Source organism: Nocardioides sp. GY 10127 (assembly GCF_004919085.1).
Taxonomy (GTDB): Bacteria; Actinomycetota; Actinomycetes; order Propionibacteriales; family Nocardioidaceae; genus Nocardioides.
Map to the genome: position 1 here is coordinate 58,859 of NZ_STGL01000003.1, position 12,825 is coordinate 71,683.

Annotated in this window: 11 protein-coding genes; 3 read left to right on the forward strand and 8 right to left on the reverse strand. The window is 72.9% G+C overall.

Translation table 11 applies throughout. The features are described from left to right. Window positions 1–78: 78 nt before the first annotated feature. Window positions 79–564 (forward strand): DUF4870 domain-containing protein, encoded by a 486-nt coding sequence (locus E8D37_RS04015; RefSeq protein ID WP_240770180.1) that lies wholly within the window; start codon window positions 79–81, stop codon window positions 562–564. 66 nt (window positions 565–630) lie between these two features. Here E8D37_RS04015 and hemW read toward each other — a convergent pair whose 3' ends face one another. The 6 genes from hemW to lepA form a co-directional block, all read right to left on the reverse strand. Next, entirely contained in the window at window positions 631–1,854 is a 1,224-nt protein-coding gene (hemW, locus tag E8D37_RS04020) for a radical SAM family heme chaperone HemW (RefSeq protein WP_136568496.1), read from the reverse strand. 91 nt (window positions 1,855–1,945) lie between these two features. Then, complete coding sequence (locus tag E8D37_RS04025; RefSeq protein WP_136568497.1) at window positions 1,946–3,775, reverse strand: AMP-dependent synthetase/ligase; 1,830 nt, start codon at window positions 3,773–3,775, stop codon at window positions 1,946–1,948. A gap of 190 nt (window positions 3,776–3,965) precedes the next feature. Beyond that, window positions 3,966–4,628: an MOSC domain-containing protein gene (locus tag E8D37_RS04030; RefSeq protein WP_136568498.1), complete on the reverse strand. Its 663-nt coding sequence runs from the start codon at window positions 4,626–4,628 to the stop codon at window positions 3,966–3,968. Window positions 4,629–4,838: 210 nt separating this feature from the next. Continuing rightward, window positions 4,839–6,038 carry an FAD-dependent oxidoreductase gene (locus tag E8D37_RS04035; protein ID WP_136568499.1) on the reverse strand — a complete coding sequence of 400 codons (1,200 nt, stop codon included), beginning with the start codon at window positions 6,036–6,038 and terminating at the stop codon, window positions 4,839–4,841. A 100-nt stretch (window positions 6,039–6,138) separates the two neighbouring features. Next, complete coding sequence (locus tag E8D37_RS04040) at window positions 6,139–7,101, reverse strand: aminoglycoside phosphotransferase family protein (RefSeq protein WP_240770181.1); 963 nt, start codon at window positions 7,099–7,101, stop codon at window positions 6,139–6,141. Window positions 7,102–7,120: 19 nt separating this feature from the next. Beyond that, entirely contained in the window at window positions 7,121–9,013 is a 1,893-nt protein-coding gene (gene lepA / locus E8D37_RS04045) for a translation elongation factor 4 (RefSeq protein ID WP_136568500.1), read from the reverse strand. Window positions 9,014–9,263: 250 nt separating this feature from the next. On the opposite strand from lepA, the gene E8D37_RS04050 reads away from it, so the two are divergent. Both E8D37_RS04050 and rpsT read left to right on the forward strand, forming a co-directional pair. Further along, on the forward strand, window positions 9,264–10,301 hold the full coding sequence (locus E8D37_RS04050; RefSeq protein WP_136568501.1) for a phosphotransferase: 1,038 nt from the start codon (window positions 9,264–9,266) through the stop codon (window positions 10,299–10,301). A 235-nt stretch (window positions 10,302–10,536) separates the two neighbouring features. Then, window positions 10,537–10,797, forward strand: a complete 261-nt coding sequence (gene rpsT, locus E8D37_RS04055) for a 30S ribosomal protein S20 (protein WP_136568502.1) — start codon at window positions 10,537–10,539, stop codon at window positions 10,795–10,797. A gap of 128 nt (window positions 10,798–10,925) precedes the next feature. Here rpsT and holA read toward each other — a convergent pair whose 3' ends face one another. Continuing rightward, the gene (gene holA / locus E8D37_RS04060) at window positions 10,926–11,972 is read right to left on the reverse strand and encodes a DNA polymerase III subunit delta (RefSeq protein WP_136568503.1); all 1,047 of its coding nucleotides are present in this window, start codon (window positions 11,970–11,972) and stop codon (window positions 10,926–10,928) included. 41 nt (window positions 11,973–12,013) lie between these two features. Next, window positions 12,014–12,823: a polyphosphate kinase 2 gene (gene ppk2, locus E8D37_RS04065; protein ID WP_136568504.1), complete on the reverse strand. Its 810-nt coding sequence runs from the start codon at window positions 12,821–12,823 to the stop codon at window positions 12,014–12,016. Window positions 12,824–12,825 lie beyond the last annotated feature (2 nt).

A 12,825-nucleotide genomic window follows, 5' to 3' on the forward strand; every position in this document is an offset into this window, starting at 1 on the left:
CCGGAGGCGCCCGGCCGCGCGGATGACTAGTGTCGGGGCCAGCACGACACCGGACCACGCCGCCAGGAGCGAACCGTCATGACGCAGTACCCGCAGGACCCGCAGGACCCGCAGCACCCCCAGGAGCCGCACGACAACCAGGGGCAGGCCTCCTACCAGCCCCCCGCTCCGCCGCCCCCGGGGCAGCCCCCGTACGGCTACGCGGCCCCCGGCCCGGCGCCGATGTCCCCCGCCGACGAGACCACCTGGGCCTGCGGCGCCCACTGGAGCGCGCTGGTCGGGTCCGTCATCGGCGGGTTCGCCTTCCTCGGGCCGCTGCTCGTGCTGCTCGTCAAGGGCAACGCGTCGCCGACGGTCCGCGCCCACGCCGTGGAGTCGCTCAACTTCCAGCTGTCGATGCTGATCTACGGGATCGTCTCGGTCGTGCTGATGTTCGTCCTCGTCGGCTTCATCCTGCTGCCGGTCGTCGGGATCGCGTGGCTCGTGCTCACGATCATGGGCACCGTGAAGTCCGCGAACGGCGAGTTCTACCGCTACCCCCTCACCATCCGGATGGTCAGCTGAGGGACCGCCGCGTGGCCGGCCACCGGCCGGCCGGGCAGCAGGTCAAGCAGTAGGCCCGCCTGCAGGTCAGGGCAGCAGGTCGCGCACGACGGCGTCCGCCACGAGGCGGGCGCCGTCGGTGATCCGCAGCCGGTCGCCCGCCCGCTCCACCAGGCCCCGGGCCTCCAGCCCGGGCACGGCCGCCAGGCCCGCCTCGTCCAGGACGTCGAGCGGCATCCCGTCGCGCAGGCGCAGCTCCAGCAGCACCCGCTCCACGCGGCGGTCCTCCGCCGAGAGCACCTCCCGCGCCAGCGCCGGGCTGGCCCCGGACGCGATCCGCTGCGCGTAGGCGGCGGGGTGCTTGACGTTCCACCAGCGGGTGCCGCCGACGTGGCTGTGCGCGCCGGGGCCCACGCCCCACCAGTCCGCGCCCGTCCAGTACAGGACGTTGTGGCGGCAGCGGGTCTCCTCGCTGCGTGACCAGTTGCTGACCTCGTACCAGCGCAGCCCGGCGGCCACGAGCCGGGAGTCGGCCGCCGCGTACTTGTCCGCGAGGTCGTCCTCGTCCGGCATCGGCAGCTCGCCGCGGCGCACGCGCCGGGCCAGGGCGGTGCCGTCCTCCACGATGAGCGAGTAGGCCGAGACGTGGTCGGGCTCGCAGGCCAGCGCCGCGTCGACCGAGGTCTCCCAGTCCGCGAGCGTCTCGCCCGGGGTGCCGTAGATGAGGTCGAGGCTGACCTGGCCGAGACCGGCCTCGCGGGCCCAGCGGACGACGTCGGGCACGCGGCGGGGGTCGTGGGTCCGGTCGAGCACGGCCAGGACGTGGGAGACCTGGCTCTGCATGCCGAAGCTGATCCGGTTGACGCCCACCTCGGCCAGCCGCGCCAGGGCGGCGGCGTCGACGGAGTCGGGGTTGGACTCGGTCGTCACCTCGGCGTCCGGCGCGAGCCCGAACTCCTGCCGCGCGGCCTCGATCACGGAGCCCAGGTCGTCGGGGCTCAGCAGCGTCGGCGTGCCGCCGCCGAAGAAGATCGTGTCGACGGGCAGGTCCACGTCGCCGAGCACCTGCCTCGCCCGCCGCACCTCCGCGACGGCGGCGGCCGCGTAGGTGTCGCGCGAGGCGCCGGGCACGCCCTGGGGGCCGAGCTCCGTGGCGGTGTAGGTGTTGAAGTCGCAGTAGCCGCAGCGCACCGTGCAGAACGGCACGTGGACGTACAGCCCGAACGGGCGCGTGCCGAGTCCGGCGAGGGCCGAGGCCGGGAGCGCGCCGTCGTCGGGGGCGGGCTCGCCGTCGGGGAGGGAGGAGGGCACGTCCCCATCCTCCCTCCCCGCGACGGCGGGGCCCGATTCGCCGAGACCCGATTCGCCCAGACCCGACGTGCCGAGCAGCGCCCGGGAGCGCTCAGGCGTAGAAGGCGTCGATCCGCTCGTGGTTGTGCTCCTCCACGACCGCCCGCTTCACCTTCATGGACGGCGTGAGCTCACCGGACTCGATGGACAGGTCTGCCGGCAGGATCTCCCACTTCTTGATGGTCTCCCACCGGTTGAGGCGGCCGTTGACCTCCTCGACGTACCCGGCGACCATCGCCCGCACCGGCTCGGACGCGACCACCTCGGCGTAGGGCCGCCCCGCCATGCCGTTCTCCTCGGCCCAGGTCGCCATGGCGTCCGGGTCGAGGGTGATGAGGGCGACGCAGTAGTTGCGCTCGTTGCCGAAGACGAGGAACTGGCTGGCGTACGGGCAGACCGCCTTGAACTTCGACTCGATCGCGGCGGGCGCGATGTACTTCCCGCCGGAGGTCTTGAACAGCTCCTTGATGCGCCCGGTGATCGTCAGGTACCCGTCCTCGTCGAGGCTCCCCTTGTCGCCGGTGCGCAGCCACCCGTCCTCGGTGAAGGCGGCGGCCGTCTCCTCGGGCAGGTTGTGGTATCCGGCCATGACGTGCGGGCCCTGGAGCTGGACCTCGTCGCCCTCCCCGATGCGGATGCGGGAGCCGGGCATGGCGGGGCCGACCGTGCCCATCTTGTAGAGGTCGGGGTGGTTCACCGCGGCGCCGGCGGCGTTCTCCGTCATGCCGTAGCCCTCGAGGATGAGGATGCCGGCGGCGTGGAACCACGTGCCGATCTCGGCGTTGAGCGCGGCGGAGCCGGAGATGAAGAACCGGACGCGTCCGCCGAACCGGGCCCGCACCTTGCTGAACACCAGCTTGTCGAACAGCGCGTGCTGGACCTTGAGCGGCAGCGGCACCGACTTCCCGGCGGCCCGCAGCCGGTCGACCTCGAGGCCGACCTTGAACGCCTGGTCGAAGAGCGCCTTCTTCGCGCCGCCCTCGCTCGCGGTCATGGTCTGGATGCGCCCGTAGGCCTTCTCGAAGATCCGCGGCGCCGCGCCCATGAACGTGGGGCGGACGACCGCGAGGTTGTCGATGATCCGCTCGACCCGGCCGTCCACCGCGGTGGGGAAGCCGATGGCGAGCTGCGTCGAGAGCAGCACCTTGCCGAAGGAGTGCGCCATCGGGAGCCAGAGGAACTGGAGGTCGTCGAGGGACAGGATGTCCTGCGCCTTGATCGACTCGCCCTCGAACACCCAGGCCCTGTGCAGCAGCCGGACGCCCTTGGGCCGCCCGGTGGTGCCCGAGGTGTAGATGAGGGTCGCCAGCTGGTCCTGCGTGATCGTCTTCGCCGTCTGCTCGAGGACGTCCGGGTGCTCCGCCAGGTAGGCGGTGCCCCGCTCGGCGAGCTCGTCCATCGTGAGGACCCAGCCCTCGTCCCCGGCCGCGACGGCGCCGTCGATCAGCACGACCGCGCGCAGCTGCGGCAGCTCGGCGCGGTGCTCGCGGAGCTTCGCCACCTGGCCCTCGTCCTCCGCGAACACGACCTGGCACGCGGAGTCACCGACGATGAAGGCGGTGTCCTCGCTGTTCGTGGAGGGGTAGACGGTGGTGGTCGCCGCGGCCGAGCACATGACCGCCAGGTCGGCGAGGATCCACTCGTAGCGGGTGGAGCAGGCGATGCCGACCCGCTGCTCGTGCTCGACCCCGAGGGCCATGAGGCCGGCGGCGAGGGCGCCCACCCGGTCTCCGGCCTGCTTCCAGGTCACGGACTCCCAGGCCTCCCCCACGGGGAACCGGTAGGCCTCGCGGTCCGGGGTCGCGCTGACGCGGTCCCAGAACTGCACGGCGACGTTGGCGGGCAGGTGGTCGACGAAGGCCGTGTCCGGGTTGATCGGCATGGCGGGAGCTCCTCGGGCTCGGGGGCGCAGGGTCGGTCCAGCGTGACCGCACCCCTGTGTGCGGCCACGTGGCGCAGATCACTCTATCTACTGATGGGTAGGTCCGCCTCCCCCGTGCCGCCGTCCGCGGGTCGGCACCCCTCCCAGGTCTGGAGGAGGCGGGGCCGGAGGCGGCAGGGCTCGAGGCGGCTCAGCGCTGCGCAGCGACCGCTCGGCGGCGCAGGTCCGGGTGGAGGTCCGGGACGTCGAGCAGCTCACCGAGCCACTCGGGCCGGGTCGTGGCCGCCTGGAACGCCCTCGCCAGCGTCACGCCGTGCCCGGGCCGGTGCAGGACGCGCACCTCGTCGCCGGCCCGCACCGGGCCTTCCGCGAGGACCCGCAGGTAGGCGCCCGGGCGGCCGTGCTCGGTGTAGCGCCGCACCCAGCCCCGTGCGTCCAGCCCGCAGTGCCCGACCCAGCCGGCGAACACCGAGCACGGGGTCCGCGGGAGGCGCACCTCCACCACGGCGTCCCCGATGCCCCAGCGCTCGCCCAGCTCGGCGTCGTCGACGGCCAGGCCGTCGATCGTGAGGTTCTCCCCCAGCTGACCGTCCGGCAGGTCCGCCTCCAGGACGCCGGACCAGTGGTCGAGCTCGGCGCGCGAGACCGCGTAGACCGCCTTGTCCGGGCCCCCGTGGTGCGTGGTGTTGACGACCTCGTCGCCCTCCAGCCCGAGCCGGTGCAGGTGCACCGGGCCGGTGACCGGGGACTTGTCGATGGCCGAGCGGCCGCCGCCGGCGAAGGTGACCTCGCGGGCGTGGCCGACGTTGACGGACCGGACGGACGGGCCGGGAGCCGCGGCGTGGGGCGTCATGGCCCGAGCATGCCACCGCACCCGGGGCGGCCTCCACGAGAGACGGCCTCCACCGGGTGCGGGGCTCCCTCCGGGCACGGGCAGGGGCCGCGGGGGTTGCGGGACGTCGGCCCGACCGCCGATCGCCCCGGACGGGCCTCCCGCTCGGGAGAGGTGGGCGGGAGGCCCTGCCAGGCTGCCTGTGCCGCTCGGACCGGGGTCCGGCGAGGATCAGGGCAGCATCACGTGCCCGCCCTTCATCTTCCAGAGGAAGTACTTCTCGAACCCGAGCTTCATCAGGTGCGCCTGCGGGCCGGGGATCAGCACCCCGTGCTTGCGCGGAGGCAGCATCTTGTCGGCGAGGATGATGACGCCGTTGTTGCCGGCGTCCATCACGCACACGGCCTTGATGTCGCCGAAGGCCTTCTCCTCGCTGGGGGTCTCCCCCTTCACCTGCGCGGCGATGTTGCGCGCCGCTGTGTGCGCCATCGCCTCGGTCGGGAACCCCGTCTTGGGGATGCCCACCGGCGTCGGCGTGGTCCACGGGACGTCCACCGCGGCCGCGATGCCGACGGCGTAGACGTCGTCGTACTTCTCGGTCTGGTAGGTGTCGCGGACCTTCACGTAGCCCTTGTCGTCGGCCAGGCCGCTGGCCAGCAGGAAGTCCTGCCCCAGGAACGGCGGCACGATCATCGAGTAGCGAGACGTCAGCGTCTCCCCGTTGCCGAGCACGACCGCGTCGGACTCCACGTGGTCGATCCCGACGTCGATGCGGGCGTCGATGCCCTCCTTCTTGAGGAACATCCCCAGCAGCTGCTCGCCGTGCGGCAGCCCGCCGATGCCGAAGTGGCCGAGGAACGGCTCGCTCGTCACGTAGGTGAGGTTGACCTGCTTCTTGAGCCCCGCCTTCTTCAGCTGGTAGCTCATGTTGAAGAGGAACTCGTAGGCGGCGCCGAAGCAGCCGGCGCCCTGGGTCGCGCCGATGACGACGTCGCCCGGGTCGTCCAGGAACCTCTTCCACGCCTCGCCGGCGCGCTCGGCCTGCGGCAGCGTGGTGATGGTGACGGCGTTGTCGGCGAAGCCGGGCACGACGTCGTCGTTGTTGCGGTAGCCGGTGGCGATGACCAGGTAGTCGTAGCCGAGGACGCGGCCGTCGGCCAGCGTGACCGTCTTGGCGTCGGCGTCGACCCCCGTCGCCGCGACGTGCTCGAACCCGACACCGTGCTCCTCCAGCGTGGGGCCGATGGGGAAGGTGAGGTCCTCCCGCTCCCGCTTGCCGAAGGGCAGCCAGATCAGGCTGGGGTTGAACAGGAAGTGGTCGTCCTTGCTGACCACCGTGACGTCGACGTCCCCGTGCAGCTCGTGCTTCACCGCCAGCGCGGCGGTGAGGCCACCGAAGTTGCCTCCCAGGACCAGGACCTTTGCTCGCATCGTCCGCCTCCTCGCGGTCGTCGTTCCACCCCTCACACTCCTCCCCCCAGGGGGTTACGGAGAGGGCAGAAGGTCCCGGCGCGGGAGGCTGAAGGGGCGCTCAGCCGCCGACGGCCTTGGCGACGGTGAGCATCCGCGTGACGTGGTCGCGGACCTCGGCGTCCCGGGCGGCGTCGCCGGGGCGGGCCTCGGCGTCGCGCAGCGCCCAGAAGGCGTTGAGGACGAGCCGGACCAGCGCCCAGCCGCGCGCCCGGTCCTCGTCGAGCCCGGCGGCGTCGACCACCGTCTCGAAGCGCGCGCGGAACGCGCGGGGCCGGTCCCCGGCCGTCTCCTCGAACCGGTTCCACAGCAGCGGCGCCACCTCCCAGGCGGGCTCACCGCTCATCGCCTGCGGGTCGATGGCGACGGCCTCGCCGGTGACGTCGTGCAGGACGTTGCCGTAGTGCAGGTCGCCGTGGACCAGCGTGCCGACGGCCTGCGGGTCCGAGCCCAGGTCCCGGACGAGGGCGAGGACCTGCTCGACCATCCGCCGGGGCAGGGGCGCGCTGCGCGGCAGCGCGCGCAGCGGCTCGACGTACCGCCCGACGTACGCGGGCACCGTGAGCAGGGGCGGCGGGGCCGGCACGTGCAGCTGCCCGTAGAGGCCCGCGACGGTCTCGCAGGCCGTGACGTCCCACTCCTCGCCCAGGTCACGACGCTCGAGCCGCTCCAGCAGGACCGCCCGGCGGTGCGGGTCGGCGCGCAGCAGCTCGGCGGCGCCCCGGCCGCCCCACGTCCGCAGGGCGAGGGCCTCGTGCTCGGTCTCGACGTCGGGGAACGCCACCTTGAGCACCCGCGCGCGTCCGTCCTCGTCACGCACGGGCAGGACGACGGAGGCGTGGCCGTGCCAGACCTCCGGGCCGTCGCCCGGCGCTCCAGCGGGTCCCTCGAGCGCCTCCGGCGTCAGCGTCCACTCCTCGAGCAGCCCCCGCACGGTCGCCGGGACGCGCCCGACCCACGCGGCCCAGTCCGGGCCGCGTCCGGCCATGGCCTCCACGGCAGGGGGCAGCCGCAGGCCGCTCACCCCGCGCTCGAGCGAGGGGTCACTTGCCCTTGCCGCCGCCGTCGCTGCCGCTCGGGGTGCCGGTGGCGAGCGCGGCGACGAACGCCTCCTGGGGGACCTCGACGCGGCCGACCATCTTCATCCGCTTCTTGCCCTCCTTCTGCTTCTCCAGCAGCTTGCGCTTGCGGCTGATGTCGCCGCCGTAGCACTTGGCCAGGACGTCCTTGCGGATGGCGCGGATGTTCTCGCGGGCGATGACCCGGGCGCCGATGGCGGCCTGGATCGGCACCTCGAACTGCTGCCGCGGGATGAGGTCCTTGAGCTTGCCGGCCATCATCACGCCGTAGGAGTAGGCGTTGTCGCGGTGCACGATCGAGCTGAAGGCGTCGACGGGCTCGCCCTGCAGCAGGATGTCGACCTTCACCAGGTCTGCCGCCTGCTCGCCGGTCGGGTCGTAGTCGAGGCTCGCGTAGCCCTTCGTGCGCGACTTCAGCTGGTCGAAGAAGTCGAAGACGATCTCGGCCAGGGGCAGCTTGTAGCGCATCTCGACGCGGTCCGGGGACAGGTAGTCCATGCCCTGGAGGTCGCCGCGCTTGGTCTGGCAGAGCTCCATGATCGTGCCGATGTAGTCGCTCGGCGCGAGCACCGTGGCGTCGACGACCGGCTCGCGGACCTCGTGGATCTTGCCCTCGGGGAACTCGCTCGGGTTGGTCACCTCGTGCTCGGTGCCGTCCTCCATCGTCACCTTGTAGCTCACCGACGGCGCGGTGGAGATGAGGTCCAGGTTGAACTCGCGCTCGAGCCGGTCCCGGGTGATCTCCATGTGCAGCAGGCCCAGGAAGCCGCAGCGGAAGCCGAAGCCCAGCGCGCCGGAGGTCTCGGGCTCGTAGGTGAGCGAGGCGTCGTTGAGCTGGAGCTTCTCCAGGGCCTCGCGCAGGTCGCCGAACTGGTCGCCGTCGATCGGGTAGAGGCCCGCGAAGACCATCGGGTTCGGGTCGGAGTAGCCGCCGAGCATCTCGGTGGCGCCGTGGTGCTGGGTGGTGATCGTGTCGCCGACGCGGGACTGCCGGACGTCCTTCACCCCCGTGATGAGGTAGCCGACCTCGCCCACGCCGATGTCGCCGGCGGGCACCTGCTCGGGGCTGATGACGCCGATCTCGAGCATCTCGTGGGTGGCGTTGGTGCTCATCATCTTGATCCGGTCGCGGTGCCGGAGCTCGCCGTCGATGACGCGGACGTAGGTGATGACGCCGCGGTAGGTGTCGTAGACGCTGTCGAAGATGAGCGCGCGCGCCGGGGCGTCGGGGTCGCCCACGGGGGCCGGGGTCTGCTTGACGACCTCGTTGAGCACCTTCTCCACGCCGAGGCCGGTCTTGGCCGAGACGCGCAGGACGTCCTCGGGCTCGCAGCCGACGAGGCCGGCGAGCTCCTCGGCGTACTTGTCCGGGTCGGCGCTGGGCAGGTCGATCTTGTTGAGCACCGGGATGATGTGCAGGTCCGCGCTCATCGCCAGGTAGAGGTTCGCCAGCGTCTGGGCCTCGATGCCCTGCGCGGCGTCCACCAGCAGGATCGCGGCCTCGCACGCGGCCAGCGAGCGGCTCACCTCGTAGGTGAAGTCGACGTGGCCGGGGGTGTCGATCATGTTGAGGACGTAGGTGCCGGGCTCGGCGCCCTCCTCGTTGCCCTCGGCGACGGCCCACGGCAGGCGCACGGCCTGCGACTTGATCGTGATGCCGCGCTCGCGCTCGATGTCCATCCGGTCGAGGTACTGCGCGCGCGCCGCCCGCTCGTCGACCACTCCGGTCAGCTGCAGCATCCGGTCGGCCAGCGTCGACTTGCCGTGGTCGATGTGGGCGATGATGCAGAAGTTCCGGATGATCGCCGGGTCGGTCTGGCCGGGCTTCGGCCAGGCGGACGGGGGAACAGCAGGCACGGGGTCCTCAAAGTCTCGGGGAGTGTCTCGGGGTGCGTCCGGGACGTCTCGGGCGGGAGCGGGTCGTCACCGACGCCGGGCCGCGGGGCGCCGGGCCGGAGCCGTCCGGCCAGTCTCCCACGCCGCCGTCGGTCGTCCTACCTACCGTGGCCGCCACGACCCACGAGGCGCCCGAGCCGGTGGGCCCCGGGTGCGACACACCGGGTCGCGGCAACCGCTCCCCCGGGCCCGACGGGGCCAGACTGACCCGGTGCTACCCCGTTCCCCGCTGCTGGACGACTCCTCGGCCGACGACGAGGCGTTCGACCCCTTCGACCCGTGGAGCGTCGAGGGCGTGCCGCACGGCCGGACCGTGCGACGGGTCGAGTGGGGCTTCCTGCCCCGGCCGGTGCGTGAGGCCGTCGAGTCCCGCCTCGGGTCGCGCGTCGTGGAGAGCCACCCGAACGCAGCGGGCTGGACGGCCGGCCTCGCGTCGTCCCTCGTGTGCGCCGACGGCAGCACCGCCTTCCTCAAGGCAGCCAACCTGCGGGCGCAGCCGGCCTTCGCCGCCGCCCACCGCGCGGAGGCGTCGGTGCTCCCCCGACTCGCCGCGCACCCCGGCGTCCCCGCTCCCGCGCTGCGGTGGAGCCTGGAGGTGGACGAGTGGGTGGTGCTGTGCCTCGAGGACGTCGACGGACGCCTGCCCGCGCGCCCCTGGTCGGCGCCGGACCTCGGACGCGCCCTCGCCTCGCTGGACGCCGCGGCCGACGCGCTCCCCTCCGCCGCCGCGGACCTCACCGCCGACGGGCTGGTCTCGGACCTCGCGGACGACCTGGCGTCCTGGCCGCTGCTGGTGCCGCTGCTCTCGGGCCTGCGCGACGACCTCGCCCCCGAGCGGACCTGGGACCGGGTGGCCGACGCCGCGGCCGGGGTGACCGGGGCCGTCGCCGGCGAGGCGCTGGTCCACGGGGACCTGCGCGACGACAACCTGCTGCTCACCGACGACGGCCGCGTCGTGTGGTGCGACTGGCCGTGGGCCGCGCGCGGCGCGGGCTGGGCGGACCTGGTGTGGCTCCTGGTGTCGGCCGCGACCGACGCCCACCTGGAGCCCGAGCCGCTGCTGCGGGGCCACCGGGTGGCCGCCGGTGTCCCGGACGAGGCCGTCGACGCCCTCCTCGCCGCCACCGCCGGCTACCTGCTGACCACCGCCGAGCGACGCCCGCCGGCCACCAGCCCGTTCCTGCGGCGGCACCAGCGGCAGCAGGGCGAGGCCGCCCTCGCCTGGCTGTGCGCCCGCCGCGGCTGGTGACGCGTCGTCCACGAGTGGGGGCCCGGGCGGCGACCGGGTACGCTGGCCCGTGTTCGCGGGGTGCTGACGCCCCGCCTCGGGATTTGGGCGGCCTTCCCCGACGCTGTTAATCTCGCTTGTCGCTCGTGAGGCACCCTCTGCCCGCTTGCGCACCCAGACTCGGGTCCGACTCGATCGGCCCATCACGTCAGCGACAACAGACCTGCACGACCGACCCAGAGAGCTAGGCACACCAGTGGCGAACATCAAGTCCCAGATCAAGCGGATCAAGCAGAACAACAAGGCCCACGAGCGCAACAAGGCCGTCAAGAGCGAGCTCAAGACCGCCATCCGCCGCTTCAACGAGGCCGTCGAGGCCGGCGACAACGCCGCCGCGGTCGAGAAGGCCCGCTTCGCCACCAAGAAGCTGGACAAGGCCGTCTCCAAGGGCGTCATCCACAAGAACCAGGCTGCGAACCGCAAGTCCTCCATCGCCAAGAAGGCTGCTTCTCTCTGAAGCCCGCTCGTCGTCGCTGACACGACCCGCCCGGTAGCACCGGGCGGGTCGTCGGCGTTTTTGCGGCCCCCAGCCCGGCCGCAGCCCCGGCGCCGTGGGCGCAGCCCCGGCGCCGTGGGCGGAGAGGCTCAGGACTGCGAGGCGCTGCGCAGCTCGGTGATGGTGAGGACCAGCCGCTCGAGGGTGTAGGCCGCGTCGGTCGCGGCGCCCTTGATGTCGGCGTCCGCCTGGGCGACGGCGCGCACCGCGGCTGCCAGCCCGTCCTCGGTCCAGCCGCGCGACTGCTCCCGGATCGTGCGCACCTTCCACGGCGGGACCCCGAGCTCACGCGCCAGGTCGTTGTCGCGGCCGCCGCCGCGCAGACCCTTGAACCGGGCCAGGCCGCGGGCCGAGCCGGCGAACGCGGAGGTGACCAGCACCCCGGCCACGCCCCGCTCCAGTGCCCAACGCAGCTCCTCCAGCGCTGTGAGCCGCCGCCCGGCGAAGGCCGCGTCGGCCACCGCGAAGGACGTGGCCTCGGCCCGACCGCCGAAGTACTGCCCGACTCGCTCGGCCGAGAGGGACTCCCCCGGGAAGTCGTGGGCGAGCTGGTCGGTGGCCGAGGAGAGCGCCCGCAGGTCCTGCCCGACGGCGCTGATCAGCGCCTGGGCCGCGTCCGGCTCGATCCGGGCTCCCAGCCGGCGGGCCTCCGCCTGGACGAACGCCGGGTACTCCGAGGCGCGCAGCTCCTCCGACTTCACCTCCGTGACGCCGGGCAGCTTGCGGAGCTTGGTGAGCAGTCCCGAGCCCTTGGGGCCGCCGCCGTGGACGAGCACGAGCGCCACGTCCTCCACGGGCGAGCCGGCGTAGTCGAGCAGCCCGTCGTAGGACTCGTCCGGGAGGTTCTCCAGGCCGCGCACCACGATGCAGCGGGTGGAGGAGAAGAGGGACGGGGCCGCCAGCTCGCCCAGCGTGGCCAGCGTGAGGTCGAGGGCGTTCGCCTCCGAGACCTCGGCCTCGGCGTCGTGCTCGCGCACCGCCGCGCGGACGGCGGACACCGTCCGCTCGCCCAGGAACTCCTCCTTGCCGGTCACGAGGGTGACGTGGCCGAGGACGTCGCCCGGGGCCGGTGCGGCGGGCCGGGCGCTCGGGCGGGAGGCGGGGCGTGCGCTGCTGCGCGAGGTGGATCGGGCCATGGTCCGCACAGCGTCCCACACCCCGGCGACAGCCCCGGCGCTCAGTCTCCCAGCAGGGACGCGACGTGGTCCGGCACGTACGTGGTCAGCTCCCGCGGCGGACGCCGGTAGCCGGTGGAGGCGGGGCGCTCGGGCACGACGATGTCGGGCTGCTCGATCTCCGTGTAGGGGATCGTGGAGAGCAGGTGGGCCATCATGTTGAGCCGCGCCTCGCGCTTGACGTCGCCCTCCACGACGTACCAGGGCGCCTCGGGGATGTCGGTGTGGACCATCATGTCGTCCTTCGCCCGGGAGTAGTCCTCCCAGTGCGTGATCGACTGGAGGTCGGTGGTCGACAGCTTCCAGCGCCGCATCGGGTCGTCGATCCGGCCGAGGAAGCGGCGCTGCTGCTCCTCGTCGCTCACCGAGAACCAGTACTTGCGCAGCAGGATGCCGTCCTCCACGAGCAGCCGCTCGAAGATCGGGCACTGGTGCAGGAAGCGGGCGTGCTCCTCCGGGGTGCAGAACCCGAGCACGCGCTCGACGCCGGCGCGGTTGTACCAGGAGCGGTCGAACAGCACGATCTCCCCGCGCGAGGGCAGGTGCTCGACGTAGCGCTGGAAGTACCACTGCCCCTTCTGCTGCTCGCTGGGCGTGGGCAGGGCGGCGATGCGCGCCACCCGGGGGTTGAGGTACTGGGTGATCCGCTTGATCGCCCCGCCCTTGCCGGCGGCGTCGCGGCCCTCGAAGACCACGACGACGCGCGCGCCCGTGGCGCGCACCCACTCCTGGACCTTCACGAGCTCGGCCTGGAGCCGGAAGAGCTCGGCCTCGTAGGTCACCTTGTCCACGCGCTTGCGGGCCTTCGCCATGG

Excerpts from the sequence above, each read along its gene's own strand:
- holA (WP_136568503.1), bottom strand. The coding sequence starts at position 11,972 with ATGGCCCGATCCACCTCGCGCAGCAGCGCACGCCCCGCCTCCCGCCCG.
- ppk2 (WP_136568504.1), bottom strand. The coding sequence starts at position 12,823 with ATGGCGAAGGCCCGCAAGCGCGTGGACAAGGTGACCTACGAGGCCGAG.
- E8D37_RS04025 (WP_136568497.1), bottom strand. The coding sequence starts at position 3,775 with ATGCCGATCAACCCGGACACGGCCTTCGTCGACCACCTGCCCGCCAAC.
- E8D37_RS04015 (WP_240770180.1), top strand. The coding sequence starts at position 79 with ATGACGCAGTACCCGCAGGACCCGCAGGACCCGCAGCACCCCCAGGAG.
- E8D37_RS04035 (WP_136568499.1), bottom strand. The coding sequence starts at position 6,038 with ATGCGAGCAAAGGTCCTGGTCCTGGGAGGCAACTTCGGTGGCCTCACC.
- E8D37_RS04030 (WP_136568498.1), bottom strand. The coding sequence starts at position 4,628 with ATGACGCCCCACGCCGCGGCTCCCGGCCCGTCCGTCCGGTCCGTCAAC.